Below are 1,150 nucleotides of genomic sequence, written 5' to 3'. Positions count from 1 at the left end.
CTCATCGAAGTTATTCGAGCCGAGTGTAGTGGCTACGTTAAACAGCTCATTCATGGAGATGAAGGCTGCTAGAGAAGAATCCTTCAGTCCGATGATGAATTGGTTGCCTAGCGGCGGCAATGCGCGGCGGAAGGCCTGTGGCAGGATGATTCTCCTCAATGCGAGTGAATTGCTCATTCCAAGGGAACGTCCGGCTTCCATTTGGCCTTTATCGATCGATTGAATCGTACCTCGCAATATTTCGGAGATATAAGCTCCGTTATGGAAGGCGAGGGCAAGAGACGCCGCCCAGAAGTCCGGCAATAAGAAGAGATTGCTGATACCGAAGTAGAGGATGAAGATTTGGACGATCAGCGGTGTACCCCGTACGAGGAATACATAAGCATCAGAAATCCAGGCAAGGACCTTTATATTGGAAATTTTTAAAAGTGCAAAAAGCAAACCGATGACGATCCCTACAATAATGGAGACTACCGTCAGTTCCAATGTGAGGAGCATGGCACGGATGAACACGTCCGACGAGCTAAATAATGTATCGAAAAAATGTGAAAAACTTGGCAATGTAATGACTCCCTTTCTATCATTCTTTATTCAGGCTTAGTAGTGATGTCCTCACCAAAGTACTTTTTGCTGATTTTCGCAAGCGTTCCGTCTTCCCGGAGGTTCTCTAGCGCCTCGTTGATGCGTTTAAGCAGCTGGGGATTGTCGCTTGGCAGGACGACCGCCTGCTCGCTGCGTTCGATCAATTGCCGGCCCTTGACATCGAAACCTTCCTTGGCTGCTTCCTTGCCGGTGACGAAGTCGGTGATGACGGCATCATGACGTCCTTCGCTCAACGCTTTAAGCGCGGTGATATCACTGTCATACGTTTTTACATGATTTGTATATTTTTCTGCAGTGGTTGCATATGTAGAGCCTTTCGAAGCCGCAACTTCCTTTCCCTTTAAATCATCAACCGTTTTAATATCGCTATCGGACCTGACGAAGATTTGGGGCCCCGAGTAATAATAGGGGGTCGAGAAGGCAACATGTTTACTTCGTTCTTCATTGATCGTATGGCTGGCAACCGCGGCATCCGCCCGGCCGGTTTTAACACCCTCGACGATCCCTTTGAATTTAATCCGCTTAGGGACTGGCTTAAGGTTAAGTT

General features: G+C 47.9%; 2 protein-coding genes. Both read right to left on the bottom strand.

Translation table 11 applies throughout. The features are described 5' to 3' along the window. Positions 1-561: amino acid ABC transporter permease (locus tag CVN76_RS10880; RefSeq protein ID WP_100531253.1), on the bottom strand; the 561-nt coding region annotated here is incomplete at its 3' end. A 26-nt stretch (positions 562-587) separates the two neighbouring features. After that, a partial coding sequence (locus tag CVN76_RS10875) for a transporter substrate-binding domain-containing protein (RefSeq protein WP_100531252.1) occupies positions 588-1,150 on the bottom strand: 563 nt, incomplete at its 5' end.

The sequence above is a fragment of the Bacillus sp. mrc49 genome (assembly GCF_002803435.1).
Note: the sequence above shows the minus strand (reverse complement) of the source record. Positions and strands in the feature narration are given on the sequence as shown.